At 52.7% G+C, this 20694-nt stretch carries 23 protein-coding genes; 18 read left to right on the top strand and 5 right to left on the bottom strand.

Annotated elements, in window-relative coordinates:
* Positions 1-104 precede the first annotated feature (104 nt).
* The 15 genes from pdxB to hisP all read left to right on the top strand — a co-directional run bounded on the left by pdxB (position 105) and on the right by hisP (position 14386).
* The gene (gene pdxB / locus OGV65_RS22390) at positions 105-1241 is read left to right on the top strand and encodes a 4-phosphoerythronate dehydrogenase PdxB (protein WP_101700098.1); all 1137 of its coding nucleotides are present in this window, start codon (positions 105-107) and stop codon (positions 1239-1241) included.
* A 67-nt stretch (positions 1242-1308) separates the two neighbouring features.
* A complete protein-coding gene (locus OGV65_RS22385) occupies positions 1309-2322 on the top strand; it encodes an aspartate-semialdehyde dehydrogenase (RefSeq protein WP_131405184.1) in 1014 nt (337 codons plus the stop codon).
* Positions 2322-3134 (top strand): tRNA pseudouridine(38-40) synthase TruA, encoded by an 813-nt coding sequence (truA, locus tag OGV65_RS22380; RefSeq protein WP_016157050.1) that lies wholly within the window; start codon positions 2322-2324, stop codon positions 3132-3134. Before OGV65_RS22385 ends, truA begins: the two co-directional genes overlap by 1 nt.
* A 24-nt stretch (positions 3135-3158) precedes the next feature.
* Positions 3159-3818: a DedA family protein gene (locus OGV65_RS22375; protein ID WP_016153860.1), complete on the top strand. Its 660-nt coding sequence runs from the start codon at positions 3159-3161 to the stop codon at positions 3816-3818.
* Positions 3819-3967: 149 nt separating this feature from the next.
* Positions 3968-4882: an acetyl-CoA carboxylase, carboxyltransferase subunit beta gene (accD, locus tag OGV65_RS22370; protein WP_016153859.1), complete on the top strand. Its 915-nt coding sequence runs from the start codon at positions 3968-3970 to the stop codon at positions 4880-4882.
* Between the two features lie 192 nt (positions 4883-5074).
* The gene (gene folC, locus OGV65_RS22365; protein ID WP_286455429.1) at positions 5075-6343 is read left to right on the top strand and encodes a bifunctional tetrahydrofolate synthase/dihydrofolate synthase; all 1269 of its coding nucleotides are present in this window, start codon (positions 5075-5077) and stop codon (positions 6341-6343) included.
* Complete coding sequence (dedD, locus tag OGV65_RS22360) at positions 6333-6995, top strand: cell division protein DedD (RefSeq protein ID WP_016153857.1); 663 nt, start codon at positions 6333-6335, stop codon at positions 6993-6995. The genes folC and dedD overlap by 11 nt, the downstream gene beginning before the upstream one ends.
* 221 nt (positions 6996-7216) lie before the next feature.
* Positions 7217-7705: a colicin V production protein gene (cvpA, locus tag OGV65_RS22355; protein ID WP_005129678.1), complete on the top strand. Its 489-nt coding sequence runs from the start codon at positions 7217-7219 to the stop codon at positions 7703-7705.
* Positions 7706-7738: 33 nt separating this feature from the next.
* On the top strand, positions 7739-9256 hold the full coding sequence (gene purF, locus OGV65_RS22350) for an amidophosphoribosyltransferase (RefSeq protein ID WP_286455428.1): 1518 nt from the start codon (positions 7739-7741) through the stop codon (positions 9254-9256).
* Positions 9257-9351: 95 nt separating this feature from the next.
* Positions 9352-9921: a UbiX family flavin prenyltransferase gene (locus OGV65_RS22345; protein WP_019077299.1), complete on the top strand. Its 570-nt coding sequence runs from the start codon at positions 9352-9354 to the stop codon at positions 9919-9921.
* Between the two features lie 288 nt (positions 9922-10209).
* Positions 10210-10992 carry a lysine/arginine/ornithine ABC transporter substrate-binding protein ArgT gene (gene argT, locus OGV65_RS22340; protein WP_006683634.1) on the top strand — a complete coding sequence of 261 codons (783 nt, stop codon included), beginning with the start codon at positions 10210-10212 and terminating at the stop codon, positions 10990-10992.
* Positions 10993-11239: 247 nt separating this feature from the next.
* Complete coding sequence (hisJ, locus tag OGV65_RS22335) at positions 11240-12022, top strand: histidine ABC transporter substrate-binding protein HisJ (protein ID WP_003028120.1); 783 nt, start codon at positions 11240-11242, stop codon at positions 12020-12022.
* Between the two features lie 186 nt (positions 12023-12208).
* A complete protein-coding gene (locus OGV65_RS22330; protein ID WP_016153853.1) occupies positions 12209-12895 on the top strand; it encodes a histidine ABC transporter permease HisQ in 687 nt (228 codons plus the stop codon).
* Positions 12892-13599, top strand: a complete 708-nt coding sequence (hisM, locus tag OGV65_RS22325) for a histidine ABC transporter permease HisM (RefSeq protein ID WP_003028116.1) — start codon at positions 12892-12894, stop codon at positions 13597-13599. The genes OGV65_RS22330 and hisM overlap by 4 nt, the downstream gene beginning before the upstream one ends.
* Positions 13600-13612: 13 nt before the next feature.
* Positions 13613-14386, top strand: coding sequence for a histidine ABC transporter ATP-binding protein HisP (gene hisP / locus OGV65_RS22320; RefSeq protein ID WP_043017062.1), 774 nt, complete (start codon positions 13613-13615; stop codon positions 14384-14386).
* Positions 14387-14404: 18 nt separating this feature from the next.
* Here the strand turns inward: hisP and OGV65_RS22315 are convergent, their stop codons facing one another.
* The 4 genes from OGV65_RS22315 to yfcG all read right to left on the bottom strand — a co-directional run bounded on the left by OGV65_RS22315 (position 14405) and on the right by yfcG (position 16972).
* Positions 14405-14935: a GNAT family N-acetyltransferase gene (locus OGV65_RS22315; protein WP_016157046.1), complete on the bottom strand. Its 531-nt coding sequence runs from the start codon at positions 14933-14935 to the stop codon at positions 14405-14407.
* A gap of 71 nt (positions 14936-15006) precedes the next feature.
* Complete coding sequence (locus OGV65_RS22310; RefSeq protein WP_016153850.1) at positions 15007-15900, bottom strand: TIGR01777 family oxidoreductase; 894 nt, start codon at positions 15898-15900, stop codon at positions 15007-15009.
* Positions 15901-15919: 19 nt separating this feature from the next.
* Positions 15920-16282, bottom strand: coding sequence for a dihydroneopterin triphosphate 2'-epimerase (gene folX, locus OGV65_RS22305; protein ID WP_286455427.1), 363 nt, complete (start codon positions 16280-16282; stop codon positions 15920-15922).
* A gap of 54 nt (positions 16283-16336) precedes the next feature.
* A complete protein-coding gene (gene yfcG, locus OGV65_RS22300; RefSeq protein WP_141875537.1) occupies positions 16337-16972 on the bottom strand; it encodes a GSH-dependent disulfide bond oxidoreductase in 636 nt (211 codons plus the stop codon).
* A 134-nt stretch (positions 16973-17106) separates the two neighbouring features.
* On the opposite strand from yfcG, the gene yfcF reads away from it, so the two are divergent.
* The 3 genes from yfcF to yfcD are packed head-to-tail and all read left to right on the top strand — an operon-like array spanning position 17107 to position 18969.
* Positions 17107-17751 carry a glutathione transferase gene (gene yfcF / locus OGV65_RS22295; protein ID WP_016153847.1) on the top strand — a complete coding sequence of 215 codons (645 nt, stop codon included), beginning with the start codon at positions 17107-17109 and terminating at the stop codon, positions 17749-17751.
* A gap of 55 nt (positions 17752-17806) precedes the next feature.
* The gene (yfcE, locus tag OGV65_RS22290) at positions 17807-18358 is read left to right on the top strand and encodes a phosphodiesterase (protein ID WP_016153846.1); all 552 of its coding nucleotides are present in this window, start codon (positions 17807-17809) and stop codon (positions 18356-18358) included.
* A 56-nt stretch (positions 18359-18414) separates the two neighbouring features.
* Positions 18415-18969, top strand: a complete 555-nt coding sequence (gene yfcD, locus OGV65_RS22285; RefSeq protein WP_006683645.1) for an NUDIX hydrolase YfcD — start codon at positions 18415-18417, stop codon at positions 18967-18969.
* Between the two features lie 56 nt (positions 18970-19025).
* Here yfcD and yfcC read toward each other — a convergent pair whose 3' ends face one another.
* On the bottom strand, positions 19026-20546 hold the full coding sequence (gene yfcC, locus OGV65_RS22280; protein WP_016157044.1) for a putative basic amino acid antiporter YfcC: 1521 nt from the start codon (positions 20544-20546) through the stop codon (positions 19026-19028).
* Positions 20547-20694: the final 148 nt, after the last annotated feature.

Here is a 20694-nt window from a genome sequence, read left to right as displayed (position 1 = left end):
TCTGTTCCTTAAATCTGTGCTGACCAGGTCTCGCAGTATGCCTGGCGGCGAGATTATGGCACACTTGCCCGGTTAACTCTCGTTCTCAAACAGGTGCGAAAGACGTGAAAATCCTCGTTGATGAAAATATGCCCTATGCCCGCGAACTGTTCAGTCGTTTGGGGGAGGTCAAAGCGGTTCCCGGTCGCCCGATTCCCGTTGCCGAACTGGATGATGCGGATGCCTTAATGGTGCGCTCGGTGACGAAAGTAAATGAATCACTGCTTAGCGGAAAACCGGTTCAATTTGTCGGCACGGCAACCGCAGGCACGGACCATGTGGATGAAGCCTGGCTTGCGCAGTCGAAGATCGGCTTTTCCGCAGCGCCCGGCTGTAACGCGATTGCGGTCGTAGAATATGTTTTTTCAGCGTTGCTGATGCTGGCGGAGCGCGACGGGTTTGCGTTACGCGATCGTACTGTAGGCATCGTAGGCGTGGGCAATGTGGGCGGCCGTTTGCAGGCACGTCTGGAAGCACTGGGGATCCGCACGCTGCTGTGCGATCCGCCGCGAGCCGATCGCGGTGACGAGGGAGATTTCCGCTCGCTGGACCAACTGGTAGAGCAAGCCGATGTGTTGACTTTCCATACGCCGTTGTTTAAAGACGGACCGTACAAAACGCTGCACCTGGCAGATGATGCGCTGATTAGCCGGCTGAAGCCGGGCACCATTGTGATCAACGCCTGCCGCGGGCCGGTCATCGACAATACGGCATTGCTGAACCGATTGAATGCCGGGCAGTCGCTGAGCGTCGTGCTGGATGTCTGGGAAGGGGAGCCGGATCTCAATGTGGCATTGCTGGAGAAAGCCGATATCGGCACGGCGCACATTGCCGGGTATACCCTGGAAGGAAAAGCGCGCGGCACCACGCAGGTCTTTGAGGCTTTTAGCAAGTTTATTGGTCGCGAACAACACGTTGCGCTCAATACCCTGTTACCTGCGCCGGAATTTGGTCGTATCACTCTGCATGGCCCGTTAGATCAGCCAACGCTGAAAAGGCTGGTGCATTTAGTGTATGATGTGCGCCGCGATGATGCGCCGCTGCGTAAAGTCGCTGGAATTCCGGGTGAGTTTGATAAGCTGCGTAAAAATTATCTTGAGCGCCGTGAATGGTCGTCTTTATACGTGATGTGTGACGACGCAACGGCTGCTGCCTTGCTGTGTAAGCTGGGTTTTAACGCTGTTTATCACCCGGCACATTAATGTCTTCTTAATGCTCCCTGTCGAATAATGCGACAGGGACGCTTACGTATTTCTGGAGTAAATCACCATGTCTGAAGGCTGGAATATTGCCATTCTGGGCGCAACGGGCGCCGTAGGCGAAGCCCTGCTCGATACGCTGGCTGAACGCCAGTTCCCGGTCGGTGAAATTTATGCGCTGGCGCGTAATGAAAGCGCGGGTGAGCATCTGCGTTTTAACGGTAAATCGGTCCTTGTTCAGGACGTTGTAGACTTTGACTGGACGCAGGCGCAACTGGCATTTTTTGTTGCGGGCGCTGAAGCCACCGCCGCATGGGTGGAAGAAGCGACCAATGCCGGTTGCCTGGTTATCGACAGCAGTGGCCTGTTCGCGCTTGAGCCGGACGTTCCGCTGGTGGTTCCGGACGTTAACCCGTTCGTACTGGCCGATTACCGCAACCGCAATGTGATTGCGGTCCCTTCCAGCCTGACCAGCCAACTGCTGTCTGCGCTGAAGCCGCTAATTGATGACGGCGGGCTGTCACGTATTACGGTGACCAATATTATTTCTGCTTCCGCTCACGGTAAAAAAGCCGTAGATGCGCTTGCCGGACAGAGCGCGAAACTACTGAACGGCATCCCGATTGACGATGACGATTTCTTTGGTCGTCAGCTGGCGTTCAACATGCTGCCGATGCTGCCGGATCGCGAAGGTAGCGTGCGCGAAGAGCGTCGTATCGTCGATGAAGTGCGCAAAATTATGCAGGACGACGGGCTACTTATCTCCGCCAGCATCGTGCAGTCACCGGTATTTTATGGCCACGCGCAGATGGTGAATTTTGAAGCTCTGCGTCCGTTGGCGGCGGAAGAAGCACGCGATGCGTTTTCACGCGGTGAGGACGTAGTGTTGTCAGAAGAGACCTATATCCCGACGCAGGTTGGCGATGCGTCAGGTACTCCGCACCTTTCAGTTGGCTGTGTGCATAACGATTACGGGATGCCGGAACAGGTTCAGTTCTGGTCTGTGGCAGACAACGTACGCTTTGGCGGCGCGTTGATGGCGGTAAAAATTGCGGAAAAACTGGTGCAGGAGTACCTGTACTAATGTCTGACCTGCAACAGCCGTCAACCCATAAAATTGCGCTGGGCATAGAGTATGACGGCAGCAAATATTATGGCTGGCAGCGCCAGAACGAAGTGCGTAGCGTTCAGGAAAAACTGGAAAAAGCGCTCTCTCAGGTGGCGAATGAACGCATCACTGTCTTTTGTGCGGGACGCACGGATGCGGGCGTTCATGGCACAGGGCAGGTCGTGCACTTTGAAACGACTGCCCAGCGTAAAGATGCGGCATGGACACTGGGGGTAAATGCGAATTTACCTGGTGACATTGCTGTGCGCTGGGTGAAAGCTGTACCCGATGATTTCCATGCCCGATTTAGCGCTACGGCTCGCCGTTATCGCTACATCATCTACAATCATCGGTTGCGCCCTGCGGTTTTAGGTAAAGGGGTAACCCATTACTATGAACCGCTGGACGCTGAGCGTATGCATCGTGCGGCCCAGTGTTTGATTGGCGAAAATGATTTTACTTCGTTTCGGGCGGTGCAGTGTCAGTCGCGCACACCGTGGCGTAACGTGATGCACATTAACGTTGAACGTTTTGGTGCATATGTGGTGGTGGATATTAAAGCGAATGCCTTTGTACATCATATGGTCAGGAATATTGTCGGCAGCCTGATGGAAGTAGGCGCCAACAACCAGCCGGAGAGCTGGATAGCAGAACTGCTAGCGGCGAAGGACAGAACGCTGGCAGCGGCAACGGCGAAAGCGGAAGGACTGTATCTGGTTGCAGTAGATTACCCGGAACGGTTCGACCTGCCAAAACCGCCTATGGGCCCGCTATTTCTGGCGGACTAATTTGAGTCGTATAAAGGCAAAACTATGGACCTGATTTACTTTCTTATCGATTTTATCCTGCACATTGATGTGCATCTGGCGGAGCTGGTTGCGGAATACGGTATCTGGGTATACGCGATTCTGTTTCTGATCCTGTTCTGCGAAACCGGGCTGGTGGTGACGCCGTTCCTGCCGGGAGACTCGCTGCTGTTTGTCGCTGGCGCGCTTTCTGCGCTGCCAACTAACGATCTCAATGTTCATCTGATGGTGATGTTGATGATTGTGGCGGCGATTATCGGCGATGCGGTGAACTACACGATTGGCCGTTTGTTCGGTGAAAAACTCTTCAGTAACCCGAACTCTAAAATTTTCCGTCGCAGTTACCTGGATAAAACCCATGCGTTCTACGAGCGTCATGGCGGCAAAACGATTATCCTCGCGCGTTTCGTACCTATTGTGCGTACATTTGCACCGTTTGTTGCCGGTATGGGGCACATGTCCTACCGTCATTTTGCGATGTATAACGTCGCAGGCGCGCTGCTGTGGGTATTGCTGTTCACCTATGCAGGCTATCTGTTCGGCGATCTGCCGATCGTTCAGGAAAACCTGAAATTACTGATTGTGGCGATCATCGTCCTTTCCGTATTGCCGGGCATAATTGAAGTGATTCGCCATAAACGCGCTGCGTCACGGGCTGCAAAATAGAAAGTAACTCAGCGGTTCGACCACTTTTTTATCCAAAGTTTCGGGCTGTTATGTTTTAATGTGCAACATTCATGGTCTGTTAGGGGCAAAAATGGCATTATGCGCCCCTTATAACAAAGCTGACTAGGGTTCAGGCAGAAAGGTCACCAATGAGCTGGATTGAACGAATTAAAAGCAACATTACTCCCACCCGCAAGGCAAGCATTCCTGAAGGGGTGTGGACCAAGTGTGATAGCTGCGGTCAGGTTTTATACCGTGCTGAGCTGGAACGTAATCTTGAGGTCTGTCCGAAGTGTGACCATCATATGCGCATGTCGGCGCGCAATCGCCTGCATAGCCTGTTAGATGAAGGTTCTCTTGTGGAACTGGGTAGCGAGCTTGAGCCGAAAGATGTGCTGAAGTTTCGTGACTCCAAAAAGTACAAAGACAGACTGGCTTCTGCGCAGAAAGAAACTGGCGAGAAAGATGCGCTGGTGGTAATGAAAGGCACGCTGCACGGTATGCCGGTCGTTGCTGCTGCATTCGAGTTCGCGTTTATGGGCGGCTCCATGGGCTCTGTGGTCGGCGCGCGTTTTGTCCGTGCCGTTGAGCAGGCGCTGGAAGATAACTGTCCGCTGATCTGCTTCTCCGCTTCTGGCGGGGCGCGTATGCAGGAAGCGCTGATGTCTCTGATGCAGATGGCGAAAACCTCTGCTGCGCTGGCGAAAATGCAGGAACGCGGTTTACCGTATATTTCTGTACTGACCGACCCAACAATGGGCGGTGTTTCTGCTAGCTTCGCGATGCTGGGCGATCTCAACATTGCAGAACCGAAAGCACTGATCGGCTTTGCTGGTCCGCGTGTTATCGAGCAAACCGTACGTGAGAAACTGCCGCCGGGATTCCAGCGTAGCGAGTTCCTGATTGAAAAAGGCGCTATCGATATGATCGTCCGCCGTCCTGAAATGCGCCTGAAACTGGCAAGCATTCTGGCGAAGCTGATGAATCTTCCTACGCCGAATCCGGATGAGCCGCGTGAAGGCGAGGTGGTACCTCCGGTTCCCGATCAGGAATCAGAGGCCTGATAGTTTACTCTATGGGTTTCGGGTTGCAGGCAGGCGATAAGAGAGTTGATCCCGATGAGCTTACACAGGTAAGTGATTCGGGTGAGCGAGCACAGCCAACGCATCTGCAACGTGAAAAACAACGTGTAAAAAAGGGCAGGCCGGTTGGTGCTGCCCTTTTGCTTTTCTCAACGTAAAGAATCTACAGCCATCATGGACAATAAACGTATTCCTCAAGCCGCGTCGCCCCTGGCATCGTGGCTTTCTTATCTGGAAAACCTGCACAGTAAAACCATCGATCTCGGCCTGGAACGCGTAAGTCAGGTGGCGCGCAAACTGGGTGTGTTGAAACCCGCGCCATTTGTTTTTACGGTGGCGGGAACCAACGGGAAAGGCACAACCTGCCGTACGCTGGAATCTGTGCTGACCGCAGCAGGTTATAAAGTTGGCGTTTACAGTTCGCCGCATCTGGTACGCTACACGGAACGCGTACGCGTGCAGGGAGGTGAACTGCCGGAATCAGCGCATACCGCCTCGTTTGCTGAGATTGAAGACGCGCGTGGCGACATTTCCCTGACCTACTTTGAATACGGTACCTTATCGGCGCTCTGGTTGTTTAAACAGGCCCAACTGGATGTTGTCATCCTGGAAGTTGGGTTAGGCGGTCGCCTTGACGCGACCAATATCGTGGATGCCGATGTTGCGGTGGTCACCAGCATTGCGCTTGACCATACTGACTGGCTGGGCCCGGATCGCGAAAGCATTGGTCGTGAGAAGGCGGGAATTTTCCGTGCAGAGAAACCGGCTATCGTCGGCGAGCCGGAAATGCCTTACACCATCGCCGATGTTGCACAAGAGAGCGGGGCGATTTTGCAACGCTGCGGCGTGGACTGGCGCTATGCGGTCACGGAGAACGACTGGTCCTTTACGGACGATCACGGCACGTTGGCGCACCTGCCGTTGCCGCTGGTCCCGCAACCTAACGCCGCTACCGCACTGGCAGCACTGCGCGCAAGCGGGCTTAACGTCAGCGAGCAGGCCATTCGTGACGGTATTGAACAGGCGATTTTACCGGGGCGCTTCCAGATTGTGAGCGAGTCGCCGCGGGTGATTTTTGATGTTGCCCATAACCCGCATGCGGCGGAGTATCTGACCGGCCGTCTGAAAAAATTAGTGAAAAGCGGGCGTGTACTTGCGGTTATCGGTATGCTACATGATAAAGATATTGCCGGTACGTTAGCCTGGTTAAAAAGCGTGGTTGACGCCTGGTACTGTGCGCCCCTGGAAGGGCCGCGTGGTGCTACTGCAGAACAACTGCTGGAGCATCTGGGCAAAGGCTACGCCTATGACAGCGTGGCGCAGGCATGGTCTGCGGCGCTAGCTGAGGCGAAGCCAGAAGATACCGTGTTGGTGTGTGGATCGTTTCACACTGTCGCACATGTCATGGAAGTGATAGACGTGGGGAGAAGCGGTGGCGAGTAAGTTTCAGAATCGATTAGTCGGCACAATTGTGCTGGTCGCGCTGGGGGTGATTGTGCTCCCCGGGCTGCTTGACGGGCAGAAAAAGCATTATCAGGATGAGTTTGCGGCGATCCCGCTGGTGCCGAAACCCGGCGATCGCGATGAACCAGACATGATGCCTGCAGCCACGCAGGCGCTGCCGACGCAGCCGCCGGAAGGGGCGGCTGAAGAGGTGCGCGCGGGTGATGCTGCCGCGCCATCGTTGGATCCGTCACGTTTGACGACGGCAAACAGCGCGGAGTTAGATCCTGTCCCCGCGCCTGTAGAACAGCCGAAACCCAAACCGAAGCCGCAGCCGGTTGCCGTCGCTCCGACGCCAGCACCGGCTCCAGCGCCGAAACCGGCCGCGGTGGAACCGCCAGCGCCAACCGGCAAAGCGTACGTTGTACAGCTCGGTGCGCTGAAAAATGCGGATAAGGTCAATGAGATCGTGGGTAAACTTCGTGGCGCGGGCTTCCGGGTATATACTTCCCCGTCAACGCCGGTGCAGGGTAAAATAACCCGTATTCTCGTAGGACCTGACGCCTCCAAAGATAAGCTGAAGAACTCGCTGGGCGAGCTGCAGAAGATCTCCGGTCTGAGTGGCGTAGTGATGGGGTACACCCCTAATTAAGGGATTGCGCTGTTCACGGCGCTGCTCTTAATTCAGGCCGGATAGGGTGTTTTTACCGCTATCCGGCAGTGCCCGAAGAGGCATAAAACGGTATGGCGTTGAAGATTTTTTCAGCGCCATTTTTATTTACGCGTGGAAAGGAAATCCCTACGCAAACGTTTTCTTTTTCTGTTAGAATGCGCCCCGAACAGGACGACAGGGCGTTAAATCGTGGGACACTTATGGTCTGGATTGATTACGCCATTATCGCGGTGATTGGTTTTTCCTGTCTGGTTAGCCTGATCCGTGGCTTTGTTCGTGAAGCATTATCGTTGGTGACTTGGGGTTGTGCTTTCTTTGTCGCCAGCCATTACTACACTTACCTGTCTGTCTGGTTTACGGGCTTTGAAGACGAACTCGTTCGAAATGGGATTGCTATCGCGATACTGTTTATCGCGACACTTATCGTCGGCGCTATCGTTAACTTTGTGATAGGCCAACTGGTAGAGAAAACAGGCCTGTCGGGTACTGACAGGGTGTTGGGGATCTGCTTTGGTGCTCTGCGAGGAGCGCTGATCGTCGCCGCCATACTGTTCTTTCTCGATACCTTTACCGGTCTGTCGAAAAGTGAAGACTGGAGCAAGTCGCAGCTGATCCCGCAGTTCAGTTTCATCATCAGATGGTTCTTTGACTATCTGCAAAGCTCGTCAAGTTTCTTGCCCAAAGTATAAACTTTGGGTTGTTGCTGAACGAGGAAAAGACGTATGTGCGGTATTGTCGGTATCGCCGGTGTTATGCCGGTAAACCAGTCGATTTATGACGCGTTAACGGTGCTCCAGCATCGTGGTCAGGATGCCGCAGGCATCATCACCATTGATGCCAACAACTGCTTCCGCTTGCGTAAAGCAAACGGAATGGTGAGCGATATTTTTGAAGCGCGCCATATGCAGCGTTTGCAGGGCAATATGGGCATCGGTCATGTGCGTTACCCAACGGCTGGCAGCTCCAGCGCCTCCGAAGCTCAACCTTTTTACGTCAACTCACCGTATGGCATCACGCTTGCCCATAATGGCAACCTGACCAATGCGCATGAGCTGCGTAAAAAGCTGTTTGAAGAAAAGCGCCGCCACATCAATACCACTTCAGACTCTGAAATTTTGCTGAATATATTCGCCAGCGAGCTGGATAACTTCCGCCATTATCCGCTGGAAGCCGATAATATTTTTGCTGCTATTGCGGCAACCAACCGCCAGATCCGCGGCGCCTATGCCTGCGTGGCGATGATTATCGGCCACGGTATGGTTGCCTTCCGCGATCCTAACGGTATCCGTCCGCTGGTACTGGGTAAACGCGATATCGGGGATGGTCGTACCGAGTATATGGTGGCCTCCGAGAGCGTGGCGCTGGATACGCTGGGCTTTGAATTCCTGCGCGATGTGGCACCTGGCGAAGCGGTGTATATCACCGAAAAAGGTCAGCTGTTTACTCGCCAGTGTGCCGATAACCCGGTTAGCAATCCGTGCCTGTTTGAATACGTTTACTTCGCACGTCCTGACTCCTTTATCGACAAGATTTCCGTTTACAGCGCCCGTGTAAATATGGGTACCAAGCTTGGCGAAAAAATTGCTCGCGAGTGGGAAGATCTGGACATTGACGTGGTGATCCCGATTCCGGAAACCTCCTGCGATATTGCGCTGGAAATTGCCCGTATTCTCGGTAAGCCGTACCGTCAGGGTTTTGTGAAAAACCGCTACGTGGGCCGTACCTTTATCATGCCCGGTCAGCAGCTGCGCCGTAAATCCGTGCGCCGTAAGCTGAACGCCAACCGTGCGGAATTCCGTGATAAAAACGTGCTGCTGGTGGATGACTCCATCGTGCGCGGTACCACCTCGGAACAGATTATCGAGATGGCGCGTGAAGCCGGAGCGAAGAAAGTGTATCTGGCCTCTGCGGCCCCGGAAATTCGCTTCCCGAACGTTTATGGTATCGATATGCCTACGGCGACGGAGCTGATTGCTCATGGTCGCGAAGTGGACGAGATTCGCCAGATAATCGGTGCAGACGGTCTTATCTTCCAGGATCTGAACGATCTGATTGAAGCGGTCCGCGCTGTGAACCCGGATATTCAGCAGTTTGAATGTTCAGTGTTTAACGGCGTGTACGTCACCAAAGACGTCGACCAGCAATATCTCGATTTCCTTGACTCCCTGCGTAATGATGATGCCAAAGCAATTTTGCGTCAGAACGAAGCGGAAAACCTCGAGATGCATAACGAAGGGTAATGTTCTGTTGCAGGTCAGGACACATAGAGTGGACTGACTTGCAACTGCGCATAAAAACCTGCAAAGTCAGCCCTGAAGCAAGTAAGGGCGAAAAAATGAAACGACTCATTGTAGGGATTAGCGGTGCCAGTGGCGCGATTTATGGCGTGCGCCTGCTGCAGGTTTTGCGTGACGTTACTGATGTGGAAACCCATCTGGTGATGAGTGCTGCTGCCCGACAGACGCTGGCGCTGGAAACAGACCTCTCTGTACGCGACGTGCAGGCACTGGCGAATGTAAATCACGATACGCGCGATATCGCCGCCAGTATCTCTTCCGGCTCTTTTCAGACCGCCGGAATGGTAATATTACCTTGTTCAATCAAAACGCTTTCAGGCATCGTCCACAGTTACACCGATGGGCTGCTTACCCGTGCGGCAGACGTGGTGTTGAAAGAACGCCGCCCGCTGGTGCTGTGCGTGCGTGAAACGCCGCTGCATCTGGGGCATCTGCGACTGATGACGCAGGCGGCAGAAATTGGCGCGGTGATTATGCCGCCAGTCCCGGCATTCTATCATCGCCCACAAACGCTAGATGATGTGATTAATCAAACGGTTAACCGCGTACTCGACCAGTTTGATATCTCCCTTCCACAGGATCTGTTCACCCGCTGGCAAGGGGCGTAAAACCGTTCCATCAGCGTGCAAAGAAACATCCATTGCCCTGTTTCAGGGCAATTTTGTAACCGCGATCATATCCTCAACATTTAATTCGTTAAAACTCAACGAAACGCTGCGGTTCAACCGTCAGACCTGCTATCTTCAAAATCAGGACATTATTGCAACGTTTTATTAACATATTTAACGTCGAATATCCTCATCGACGCGACAATGGCATAAGACCTGCATGAAAAAGTCTGCAAACACACAACACAACGTAAAACATAATAAAATTACGCCACTTGAGGGTTATGTATGAAGAAGACGGTTCTTGCTTTGTCTTTGCTGGTAGGACTCTCCGCCACCGCGGCCAGCTACGCAGCACTTCCGCAGACGGTTCGTATTGGTACAGATACAACGTACGCACCTTTTTCCTCTAAAGATGCCAAAGGCGACTTTGTCGGTTTTGATATCGATCTGGGAAATGAGATGTGTAAGCGCATGCAGATCAAATGTACCTGGGTAGCCAGCGACTTTGATGCGCTGATCCCGTCGCTGAAAGCGAAAAAAATTGATGCCATCATCTCCTCGCTTTCAATCACTGAGAAGCGTCAGCAAGAGATTGCGTTTTCAGACAAGCTTTACGCAGCAGACTCACGTCTGATCGCCGCGAAAGGTTCCCCAATTCAACCGACTCTTGATTCCCTCAAAGGTAAACATGTTGGCGTACTGCAAGGCTCGACTCAGGAAGCCTATGCTAATGACAACTGGCGCAGCAAAGGCGTAGATGTAGTGGCCTATGCGAACCAGGACCTCATCTATTCTGACCTGACAGCGGGTCGTCTGGACGCGGCGTTGCAGGATGAAGTCGCGGCCAGCGAAGGTTTCCTGAAGCAGCCTGCCGGTAAGGACTACGCTTTTGCTGGTCCGTCGGTGAAAGATAAAAAATACTTTGGTGACGGCACCGGGATTGGCTTGCGCAAAGATGATGCAGAGCTGAAAGCTGCTTTCGATAAAGCGCTGGGCGAACTGCGCAAAGACGGCACCTACGACAAAATGGCGAGCAAGTATTTTAACTTCAATGTCTACGGCGATTAATACGCCGCAGCGGGGAATGGACTGCACCATTGCGGGTAACCATTACGGTGCATAATAAATTCAGTGCACTGTTTTGGTGCTTTTGTCGCTGTCTTAATAAGCATGAGTGCATACTTAAGCGCTTTTCATGCAAATAAATACCGTCGACAGGGTAGAATGCTTTGCCTTGTCGGCCCGATTAATGGCACGATAACTGCACCTGGTCCTGTAAAGATCCCCTATAAAAGACAGTCTGTTGAGGATAGTTATGAAAAAACTGGTGTTGTCTCTTTCTCTGGTCCTGGCTTTCTCCAGTGCTACCGCAGCATTTGCAGCCATTCCGCAAAAAATTCGTATCGGTACCGATCCTACTTATGCGCCGTTCGAATCGAAAAATGCACAGGGTGAATTAGTCGGTTTTGATATCGATCTGGCTAAAGAGCTGTGCAAACGTATCAATACACAATGTACCTTCGTGGAAAACCCGCTGGACGCGCTTATCCCTTCGTTAAAAGCGAAGAAAATCGATGCGATTATGTCCTCGCTTTCCATCACTGAAAAACGTCAGCAGGAAATCGCCTTTACCGACAAGCTTTATGCAGCCGACTCGCGTCTGGTTGTCGCTAAAGATTCTGCTATTCAACCAACCATTGAGTCGCTGAAAGGTAAACGTGTTGGAGTGCTGCAGGGCACGACTCAGGAAACCTTCGGCAACGAGCACTGGGCGCCAAAAGGCATTGAAATTGTCTCTTATCAGGGGCAAGACAATATCTATTCTGACCTGACTGCCGGGCGTATTGATGCTGCATTCCAGGATGAAGTCGCGGCCAGCGAAGGCTTCCTGAAACAGCCGGTCGGTAAAGATTACAAATTCGGCGGCCCATCTGTAAAAGACGAGAAGTTATTCGGCGTGGGTACCGGTATGGGGCTGCGCAAAGATGATAACGAACTGCGCGAAGCACTGAACAAAGCCTTTGCCGAGATGCGAGCTGACGGTACTTACGAGAAGCTGGCGAAAAAGTACTTCGATTTTGATGTTTATGGCGGTTAATCACCGCAGGTGCTGATAAAGCCCGTAGATTTTTGACGTGTTGAATTTATGCCTGATGGCGCTGCGCGTATCCGGTCTACAGCAATTTTGTAGGCCGGATAAGGCAAAGCCGCCATCCCGCATTTAACAGTTTGTCTGAAATCAAAAGAGGCTTATTACTCCACCACACACGACAGGACAGGCAGCATGTTGTATGGCTTTTCAGGTGTTATTTTACAGGGCGCAATTGTTACGCTGGAGCTGGCACTTAGCTCGGTGGTACTGGCGGTTCTGATAGGCCTTGTCGGCGCGGCAGCAAAGCTGTCGCAAAGCCGGGCGCTGGCGCTTATTTTCGAAGGGTACACAACGCTTATCCGCGGCGTGCCCGATCTGGTCTTAATGCTGCTCATCTTTTACGGATTACAAATCGCGCTGAATACCCTTACCGATGCAATCGGTATCAGCCAGATTGATATCGATCCGATGGTCGCGGGTATTATTACGCTCGGGTTTATCTACGGAGCCTATTTTACCGAAACATTTCGTGGCGCATTTATGGCCGTGCCAAAAGGACATATTGAAGCCGCGACGGCATTCGGTTTTACCAGTTCACAAATATTTCGCCGCATTATGTTCCCGGCGATGATGCGCTATGCCTTACCGGGAATTGGCAACAACTGGCAGGTCATTCTTAAGGCCACGGCGCTGGTATCGTTGCTCGGCCTGGAAGACGTGGTGAAAGCCACTCAGCTTGCCGGAAAAAGTACCTGGGAGCCGTTCTATTTTGCCGTAGTGTGCGGGGTCATCTATCTGGTGTTTACCACTGTTTCTAATGGTGTGCTGCTGTACCTTGAGCGCCGCTATTCCGTGGGTGTGAAGAGGGCTGACCTGTGATTGAGATTATTCAGGAATACTGGAAGTCCCTGCTGTGGACCGACGGGTATCGCTACACCGGCGTGGCTATCACCCTGTGGCTTCTGATTTCATCGGTGGTGATGGGCGGGATACTGGCGCTGTTTTTGGCAATTGGTCGTGTTTCCAGTAATAAATTTATCCAGTTTCCCATCTGGCTGTTCACCTATATTTTTCGTGGGACGCCGCTGTACGTCCAGTTGCTGGTGTTTTATTCCGGGATGTATACGCTGGAGATAGTCAAAGGCACGGACTTCCTCAACGCGTTTTTCCGCAGTGGGCTAAATTGCACCGTGCTGGCGCTGACGCTGAATACCTGCGCCTATACCACGGAGATTTTCGCCGGGGCTATTCGTTCCGTACCCCATGGTGAGATTGAAGCCGCGCGCGCTTACGGTTTCTCGTCGTTTAAACTGTATCGCTGCATTATTTTGCCTTCCGCGCTGCGTATTGCGCTGCCGGCTTACAGCAATGAAGTTATTTTAATGCTGCACTCCACGGCGCTGGCATTTACCGCAACGGTGCCTGATTTGTTGAAAATCGCCCGCGATATCAACTCGGCAACGTATCAGCCGTTTACCGCCTTCGGTATTGCCGCTGTTCTGTATTTGATTATTTCGTATGTCCTGATCAGTCTGTTCCGTAAAGCGGAAAAACGCTGGTTGCAGCATGTATCCTCTAAATGATTCGAGTAACACGATGTCTGAAAATAAATTAAACGTTATCGATTTACATAAGCACTACGGCGAACATGAAGTGCTGAAAGGGGTATCGCTGCAGGCCAATGCGGGTGATGTTATCAGTATTATTGGCTCGTCAGGTTCCGGTAAAAGTACCTTCCTGCGCTGCATTAACTTTCTCGAGAAACCGAGCGCCGGGTCGATTGTCGTCAGTGGTCAGAACATTGGTCTGGTACGCGACAAAGACGGCCAGCTTAAGGTTGCAGACAAAAATCAGCTGCGCTTGCTGCGCACGCGACTGACGATGGTCTTTCAGCACTTTAATCTGTGGAGCCACATGACGGTGCTGGAAAACGTGATGGAAGCGCCGATCCAGGTATTGGGGCTGAGCAAGCAGGAAGCTCGCGAACGTGCGGTGAAGTATCTGGCGAAAGTGGGTATTGATGAGCGCGCTCAGGGCAAATATCCGGTGCATCTGTCCGGTGGTCAGCAGCAACGTGTCTCCATTGCTCGTGCGCTGGCGATGGAACCGGAAGTGTTACTGTTTGATGAACCCACGTCGGCGCTTGACCCGGAGCTGGTGGGCGAAGTGCTGCGCATTATGCAACAACTGGCCGAAGAGGGAAAAACCATGGTGGTCGTGACCCACGAAATGGGGTTTGCCCGTCATGTCTCCACGCACGTGATTTTCCTGCATCAAGGGAAGATTGAAGAAGAGGGCGATCCGGAGCAGGTATTTGGTAATCCGCAAAGTCCGCGTTTGCAGCAGTTCCTCAAAGGTTCGTTGAAGTAAGTCACCTGCCCGGAGGCGCTACGCTTTCCGGGCCTGGGATTTTAGCGCGTCGCACTCCAGACGATAAACCCAGTCGTCGTAGGCGATACCATCAATCTCATACGCCTTTTCCAGCACCTGCGTACGCACGAACCCCGTTTTTTCCAGAATCCGTATTGAGCCCTTATTATCCGCCAGTGCGTAAGCATTTATCGCTGTGACCGCCGCGTGCTCGAAGGCGTACTGGCACACCGCGCGTACGGCTTCGCTGGCAATACCTTTCCCCTGCGCCTGTGGCATGATGGCGTAGCCGAGGTCGGCTTCGTGCGGGTAGAGATGGCTGATTTGCAGACCAATATCGCCGAGCGGCGTCGGGTTGTTGTGCTCGCGGATGACAAAAGTGTGCTGTGCGGCAAGGCGTCTGGCGAATAACAGACGCGTATCTTTCGCCGGGGCGATGTTGCCCATATAGCGCATGACTTCAGGACATTCACGTAGTTTCTGGAAAAATGACCAGTCAGAAAACTGAAACAAAGAGAGGGTTAGTCGGGGAGTCGAAATTATCGCCATAACGTCGCCATTGCAGAAATCTGGCCTATAACCTTACCACCACAACGGCGACCGTGAATAGCGCTTAGGGGTTATCGGATGACATCCGCCAGCGCTTCTTCTAAATCGTACCAGCGAAACGCGAAACCGGATGCTTCCAGGCGTTTTGGCAACGCTCGCTGCCCGCCGAGAACCAGCACTGAAGATTCGCCCATCAGCAACCGCATTGCGGTGGCGGGAACGCGCAGAATGGCAGGGCGGTTCAGAGCGTGGCCCAGTGCGTGGGCAAACTGCTCATTGTGCACCGGGTACGGTGAAACCATATTGAAGGGACCGCGCAGATCGTTATCCAGCAGCCAGAGAATTCCGTTGACCATATCATCAATATGGATCCAGGCCATATACTGGCGTCCGTTGCCAATTGGTCCGCCTAAGCCAAGACGAAACGGCGGGACCATTTTCGCCAGAATGCCGCCAGCAGAGGCCAGTACCACGCCGGTGCGCAGCATACACACGCGGGTTTTGTCGCTTTGCGCGGTGCTGGCAATTTGCTCCCAGCGGGCGCACAGCTTATGGGTAAATTCGTTATGCGGCGGCTCTTCTTCTGTGACCACCACTTCGCCTAAATCGCCGTAGTAACCGGTAGCGGAACCGGAAATTAGCACTGCGGGCGGTGTCTCGCTGGCATTGATTAAATCGACCAACTTCTGCGTGATGACCCAGCGGCTCTGACACAGGCGTTCCTTTTGCTGGGCACTCCAGCGCTTGTCCGCAATCGGCTCTCCGGCAAGGTTAATGACGGCATCAATGTCATTGAGATTTTGCCGCTCTTCCAGCCCTTTGGACAGCGTAACCCGGGAGTCGAGAATCTGACGGGCCTTATCAGGAGAACGGGTCACTACGGTTATCTGATGCCCCAGTTCCAGCAAGCGGGGGATCAGATGACGTCCAATCAGGCCAGTACCGCCGGTAATCAGAATCTGCATGTCGCCTCCCGGGTTATGTTTAGCGCTGCCAGCTCAGCGTCATAGAGACTGAGTCGGCGTAACGTAATGCGTGAAGTTTATCTATCTCTACTTGAGCATAAGTGACCCAGTGATGTTCGCGTGCGATATCGAGCACATCTTGAGTTAATTTTTCTAACAATGAGAAGCGGTTACCCTCCACGTGGGCAATGATGCTCTTGGTGATAGTGCGATAATTCAGCGCGTCGTTGATATCTTCGCTGGTACGGGCTTTGTCTGCCGGATAGTGAATGGCAATGTTGATGATGATATCCTGGCGGTTAAGGATCTCCTCTTCTTTGATGCCGATAAAAGTGCGCAGACGAAGGTTTTTTATACGAATAATTGCGTCAGGTTGTGACATTGCAGGTTTCCTCCATGTATGAACCTTTGCATGATACACGAGAACCGAATCGCGTCACCGCTTCTCACTTTGTGCTTGTTGCATGGCGCGTTCCGTTGCGGGACGCGTACGGATGCGTTCATGCCAGTTATTGACCGCCGGGTAGTTGTCGAGGTCGATGCGCTGACGCTGATGGGCGTGGATCCACGGCCAGCAGGCAATGTCGGCAATGCTGTAGTGATCGCCTCCCAGCCAGGGGGACGTTTCCAGACGTTTATTCATCACGTTGTACAGGCGCTGGGTTTCAACCTGGTACCTTTCAATGGCGTAGGGAATCGTTTGTGGGGCGTAGTGGCTAAAATGATGATTCTGACCCAGCATGGGTCCGAGGCCGCTGACCTGCCAGAACAGCCACTGCAGCGTAGTGTGGCGTTCACGTAACTCACCGCTCAGCAGCTTACCGCTCTTTTCCGCCAGATAGAGTAAAATTTCTCCGGACTCAAACAGGCTAATGGGCTTTCCGCCGTCTACCGGGACACTGTCGATAATGGCCGGGATTTTATTGTTTGGTGAGATTTGCAGAAAATCAGGGTGAAACTGGCTACCTTTGCTGATATCGACATGAATCAGACGGTATTGCAGCTGCGCCTCTTCAAGAAACAGCGTTATTTTGTGACCGTTTGGCGATGGAGTGTAATAGAGATCGATCATTTTCAGCGTCCGTTTTGTCATGAACCGGGTCATAACAAGTATAGAGCCTGTTGGCGTGCGTGAGTTTTCATCAAGTGACAGTGAGAGAAAGACTCTATATTTTGAAGGCAAGCCAATACATTTCAGAGGACATTATGAGCAAATCTGCAATTACGCTGTGGTCAGATGCCAATTTTTTCTCCCCTTACGTGCTGTCTGTTTATGTCGCTCTGCAAGAGAAAGGACTGCCTTTTACGCTGAAAACCGTTGATCTCAACAGCGGCGAACACTTGCAACCTTCATGGCAAGGGTATGCGTTAACGCGGCGCGTGCCGGTGCTTGAAATCGACGGTTTCGAGCTGAGCGAATCATCAGCGATAACTGAGTTCCTGGAAGAGAGCTTTGCACCACCGCAGTGGGAACGTATCTACCCACACGATGTGCAAAAGCGCGCGCGGGCGCGCCAGGTTCAGGCGTGGATCCGCAGCGATCTGATGCCTATCCGTGAAGAACGCTCAACGGACGTGGTTTTTGCTGGCGTGAAAAAAGGTCCGTTAAGCGAAGCGGGAAAAGTCAGTGCGGAGAAATTGTTCGCCACTGCGAGCCATTTATTGAGCCACGGTAAGCAGAATTTATTTGGCGAATGGTGTATTGCCGACTGCGATTTAGCGCTAATGCTGAATCGTCTGGTCCTTAACGGCGATGAGGTTCCCGAAGCGCTTGCAGAATATGCCGCCTTCCAGTGGCAGCGCGCTTCAGTCCAGCGTTTTATCGCGCTTTCAGCGAAGCGTTCCTGCTGAAAAACGGGGCGTAATCCAGTATCATTACAAGGTACTTTTCAACGAGGAGTGAGTGATGAAACTGATGTTCGCATCGGACATTCATGGTTCGTTGCCAGCCACGGAACGCGTACTTGAACGGTTTGCCGCAAGCGGTGCGCAATGGCTGGTGATATTGGGTGATGTTTTAAACCACGGACCGCGTAATGCGCTCCCGGAAGGCTATGCGCCTGCGCAGGTTGCTGAGCGGTTGAATGCGCTGGCAGCGCGGATTATCGCGGTGCGTGGCAATTGTGACAGCGAAGTGGATCAGATGCTCCTGCATTTTCCGATGACCGCGCCGTGGCAGCAAATTCTGACAGAAAATCAGCGACTCTTTTTGACGCACGGGCATCTTTTTGGCCCGCAAAATATGCCGGCACTCAACGTGGGAGATGTACTGGTTTATGGGCATACACATTTGCCCGTCGCTGAGCGTCAAGGGGATGTTTACCACTTCAATCCCGGCTCGGTAAGCATCCCGAAAGGGGGCTTTGCGGCAAGTTACGGGATTCTGGATGATAATGTTCTCAGCGTAATGGCACTCAATGATCAAAGTGTTATTGCACAGGTCGAGATTAATCCGTAATTTACCCCACAAACATAAACGCGCCGTAAGAGCGCAAGAAAAAAGAAGGTTTCCTGATGGTGGAACAGCGTCGTTTGGCAAGTACGGAATGGGTGGATATTGTGAATGAAGACAACGAAGTCATTGCACAATCCAGCCGGGAACAAATGCGGGCGCAACGCTTACGCCATCGTGCAACGTATATCGTCGTGCATGATGGTATGGGCAAAATTCTGGTTCAGCGCCGTACTGAGACAAAAGATTTTTTGCCCGGCATGCTGGATGCCACCGCTGGCGGTGTTGTGCAGGCTGACGAGCAACTACTGGACTCAGCGCGCCGTGAAGCGGAAGAGGAACTGGGGATTGCGGGCGTACCGTTTGCCGAGCATGGGCAGTTTTATTTTGAAGACCAGAACTGTCGCGTCTGGGGCGGGCTGTTTAGCTGTGTTTCCCACGGACCGTTTGCGCTTCAGGAAGAAGAGGTTAGTGAAGTTTGCTGGCTGACGCCGGAAGAAATTACCGCGCGCTGCGACGAATTTACGCCGGACTCACTGAAAGCCCTGGCGCTGTGGATGACCCGCAACGCTAAGAATGAAGGGGCGAAAGCCGAAAAGCAGGAAGAAGCTGAGTAAAATCTGCTCATCCGGCCTACAGCGTCGAGAAATCGTGTAGGCCGGGCAATCGTTTTTTAATGGTAACCCATTATCTGCGCGCCAATTACCACCACGCTGGACATAATAAACAGCAGTCCCAACAGCGTGGCGCCTACCTTCAGCCAGTTACGAAAATCCACCCGACACACGCCTAACGTCGCCATCAGCGATGCCGATGTAGGATAGATAATATGACTGAATCCGTCGCCAAACTGAAAGGCCAGTACGGTGACCTGACGGTTTACGCCAACCAGATCGCCTAAGGGTGCTAATAACGGCATGGTCAATGCAGCCTGACCAGAGCCGGAAGTAACGAAGAAATTAAACACCGCCTGGAACAGCAGCATAAACCACGCCGCGATGGCGTTATCCAGCCCGCTGATGCCGTTGGCAATGCTGTGCAGCAGCGTGTTCAACACGCTGGCTTCCCCCGCTTCTCCATTACCGACCAGCAGTAATATGCCCTTGGCAAAACCGACCAGCAGGGCAGGGGCAATCATCATTCGCGCGCCTTCAGTGAATGAGGAGGCCATGATGTTGACCGTCATGCCGTTGAGACGAAAGACCACGCCGATGATGCCAATTACCAGGCCCATGGTGAAGAACTGGCTGGCGATCTCAGGAATAAACCACGCGTTGACGATCACGCCCCAGACAACCCAAATCATTACCGCAGTCAGCACCAGCAGCACCAGCCAGTCGCCCAGCGTGAAGCGTCGTTCCACAACGTCGTCCTGCTGTTCGCGAAAGAAACGGTCGGATTCATGTACCCGGGACAAAAGCGGATTCTTTTTGATGCGTGCCGCATAGGCCAGCGTGAAGGTCAGCCCTATCAGGGTCGCAACCACCCAAACAATGATACGTAGACCGGAACCAGAGAGCACCGGCACGCCCGCAATCCCCTGCGCGACGACCACGCAAAACGGGTTCATCCATGAGCTGGCGAATCCAATTTGAGTCGCAATATAGGTGACCAGAACGGTGGTGATACTGTCGTAACCTAACCGTACCATTAACGGTGCGATGATAATGGCAAAGGCGACCGCCTCTTCCCCCATGCCAAACACCGCGCCGCCTAATGAGAAGAGAACAAACAGCACCGGGATAAACAGGACTTCGTTTCCTCGCGTATGGCGGATGAGCGCCAGGATGCCGTTATCGATGGTTCCGGTACGCATAACGATGCCGAATGCGCCGCCAATCACCAGCATAAACATAATAATGCCGACGGCAGTGCCGAATTTAGAGCCGGAGGTTAACCCTTCAAACGGAAAATTCATCAGGCCCGGGCGCTCATCACCGGTGGTGAAAAACTGCACCCGGTGATACTGCTCTTCGCCCGCGTCGTTGGTCAGAATTCGAAAAGAGTGGGGGTCGACCACCTTACGGGTTTTGGTTTGTCCATCAACCTGATACTGCACTTCCTGACTGTCGAACATCCCGACGGGAACAACCCATGTCGCCAGACTGGTTAAAATGGCAACGAAAAAAATAATCACCAACGTATCGGGCATCGCCCATTTTTTAGCTGGCTGTGTTTCTGTTACTGCTGACATGAAAGACTATCCCTGTTGCAATGCAAAAGAGGATAAGTATGCAAACAGGAGAATAGTTATTCATTGATGCAGCGCATCCTGGCAAATGTTTCAGAATATGCCAACGAGAAAAACAGGTATAAAAAAACCGGAAATATAAGCTATTTCC

Origin of the sequence: Citrobacter sp. Cb004 (genome assembly GCF_030337065.1) — a bacterium.
In the GTDB taxonomy this organism is placed as follows: Bacteria; Pseudomonadota; Gammaproteobacteria; order Enterobacterales; family Enterobacteriaceae; genus Citrobacter; species Citrobacter braakii.
This window is presented reverse-complemented; position numbering and strand designations above follow the sequence as displayed.